General features: G+C 28.6%; 3 protein-coding genes. 2 read left to right on the top strand and 1 reads right to left on the bottom strand.

What is annotated here, in order from left to right:
* Positions 1 to 226: 226 nt before the first annotated feature.
* On the bottom strand, positions 227 to 373 hold the full coding sequence (locus WBF63_RS00045) for a hypothetical protein (RefSeq protein ID WP_424367641.1): 147 nt from the start codon (positions 371 to 373) through the stop codon (positions 227 to 229).
* 14 nt (positions 374 to 387) lie between these two features.
* Here WBF63_RS00045 and WBF63_RS00040 point away from each other — a divergent pair, with 14 nt between their 5' ends.
* Together WBF63_RS00040 and WBF63_RS00035 are read left to right on the top strand one after the other, a co-directional pair.
* The gene (locus WBF63_RS00040) at positions 388 to 1,518 is read left to right on the top strand and encodes a DUF262 domain-containing protein (RefSeq protein ID WP_424367640.1); all 1,131 of its coding nucleotides are present in this window, start codon (positions 388 to 390) and stop codon (positions 1,516 to 1,518) included.
* Positions 1,508 to 1,996 carry a HEPN domain-containing protein gene (locus WBF63_RS00035; protein WP_424367639.1) on the top strand — a complete coding sequence of 163 codons (489 nt, stop codon included), beginning with the start codon at positions 1,508 to 1,510 and terminating at the stop codon, positions 1,994 to 1,996. Before WBF63_RS00040 ends, WBF63_RS00035 begins: the two co-directional genes overlap by 11 nt.
* Positions 1,997 to 2,144: the final 148 nt, after the last annotated feature.

The raw sequence follows: 2,144 nt of genomic DNA, 5'->3' as shown, positions 1-2,144 counted from the left end.
CCATTTCTTTTTGAATAAGTCGATAAGTATCATTTTCTGGAACCAAGTTCTCTAAGCTGGTTTGATAGAATAGTTTGGGGGTAAATTTCTTCCGTCCTTGCATACAACAAGATACACATTTTTTTTTGATAATGGGGAGTTGTGCAACAAGCACAAGGTATTGCCAAAAGCGGGGCTAAAGTGCTAAATTCAAAGTTTGTGCTTCTATCTCCGCCAAAAACGAATTTTATTCGTTTTTTATTTTTAAATTTAACTCATAAAAATTCGTTTTGGCTCGCCTCGGTGCAAAATCGAAACTTTCGGCTTCGTTTTCCCCGCCTTCGGCAATACCCAAAACGTTAGGCGTAATTTTTTTAAAAAAAATTAAACTCATTAATAAATTTTAGAATGGAAGACGAAAATTTATCCAATATTGAAATTATTCAGGATGAACTCAATGACGATTATGTAAACGATGATTTATACAATATAAATTCATGGGGAGCGGATTATTCGTTTAGAGAATTAATATCAATGTATTCAGATGGTGATTTAGTTAAACCTGAATTGCAGAGAAAATATGTGTGGGGTAAACCAGAAGCAAGTAGATTTATTGATTCTGTTTTGCTTGGGTTACCAATACCAAGTATATTTTTAGCAAAAACACAAGATAATCGATTGCTAATCATTGATGGATATCAAAGATTAATGACTGTTTATGATTATGTTAGAGGTATTTGGTCTGGAGATGATAAAGAATTCAAATTATCAAATATACCAGATAAAATTAATCATCGTTGGAAAAATAAATCTTTTAATGAATTAACAGATTCAGAACAGAGAAAAATTAAAACAACTACTATTCACGCAATAATATTTGAACAAAAATCACCAATAGATGGTGATACAAGTCTATTTCAAATCTTCGAAAGAATAAACACTAGTGGTAGAAGTCTTCTTCCTCAAGAAATTAGAAATTGTGTTTATCAAGGAAATTTAAATAGTCTATTATTTGAATTAAACACGCATGAAAATTGGAGATTATTATTTGGAAATAAATTTGAAGACCAAAGAATGCGTGATTTAGAATATATATTAAGATTTTTTGCTTTAAACTCAAATTATATTTTAGAAAATACAAAATCAAGTATATCACTTAAAAAATATCTAAATGAATTCATGGGAAATAAAGTAAATAATTTAGATCCGCAAATTGATTTATTTAGAAATAGCTTTATATTTTGCATAGATCAAATTTTCAATAATATAGGAGAAAATGCTTTTTACAATGTTCAATCAACCGATTTATCAACAATTAGAAAGAGATTTTATCCTCCCATTTATGATGCAATAATGATATCCACATCTATTGCTCATAGACTTGGAATTGATTTGAGCATAGCAAGTGAAGAGAAAAGAATTCAATTATTGCAAAATTCTGATTTTAGAAAATATATTTCTGAGGGAACAATGCAAATTGAACATATAAAAGGAAGGATAAATTTAGCTTTAAAATTTTTATACAATTATGAACAATAATTCTGTTGAGCAAAGTATAAATGATTGTAAAGATGAAATAGCTAGAATCGAAGCTGCAATTGGGGTATTTGGTCAATCACATCATATGGTTCCATATTTAACTAATTATATGATAATTAAATGTTGTGGAACTATAGAAAATGCTTTTAAATCAATAATTAGTGATTATCATAATTCAATCCCAGCTCAAGCCAAAAATTTTATTGAACAAACTTTTACCAATAGTTCTCTAAATCCTAGTAAAGAAAATATTTGTAAGAGTTTAAAAAGATTCGATATAAATTGGAATAATGCATTTAAAACAAAACTTTCAGCTGAACCTAATTGTTCTCAACTTGAATCATCGTTAAAATCTTTAAACGATGCACGAAATGAATTTGCTCATGGTGGTCATCCTACAGTTTCACATTCAAGTGTAAAACAATATTTTGAACATTCCGTGCGTATAATTGAAATATTAGATGAAATTATAACATGAAATTATAAAATAAAACTACGCCTAACATCGGTAACTGTTGCACAACTCCAAATTTTATTGAAAACAAAAATTCTTGACCTCGTTTAAGCTGTTTTAAGCAAGGTTTGTTTTTGTCGAGAGTTTTGTTGCCGGATTTTTAGGATAGCTT

Origin of the sequence: Moheibacter sp., from assembly GCF_049672845.1 — a bacterium.
Taxonomy (GTDB): domain Bacteria; phylum Bacteroidota; class Bacteroidia; order Flavobacteriales; family Weeksellaceae; genus Moheibacter.
The sequence above is the reverse complement of the archived record's forward strand: the minus strand, read 5'-3'. Positions and strand labels throughout refer to the sequence as shown.

Bases quoted from the DNA above. Each gene is read 5' to 3' on its own strand.
- WBF63_RS00045 (WP_424367641.1), bottom strand. From the start codon at position 373: ATGAGTTTAATTTTTTTTAAAAAAATTACGCCTAACGTTTTGGGTATT.
- WBF63_RS00040 (WP_424367640.1), top strand. From the start codon at position 388: ATGGAAGACGAAAATTTATCCAATATTGAAATTATTCAGGATGAACTC.
- WBF63_RS00035 (WP_424367639.1), top strand. From the start codon at position 1,508: ATGAACAATAATTCTGTTGAGCAAAGTATAAATGATTGTAAAGATGAA.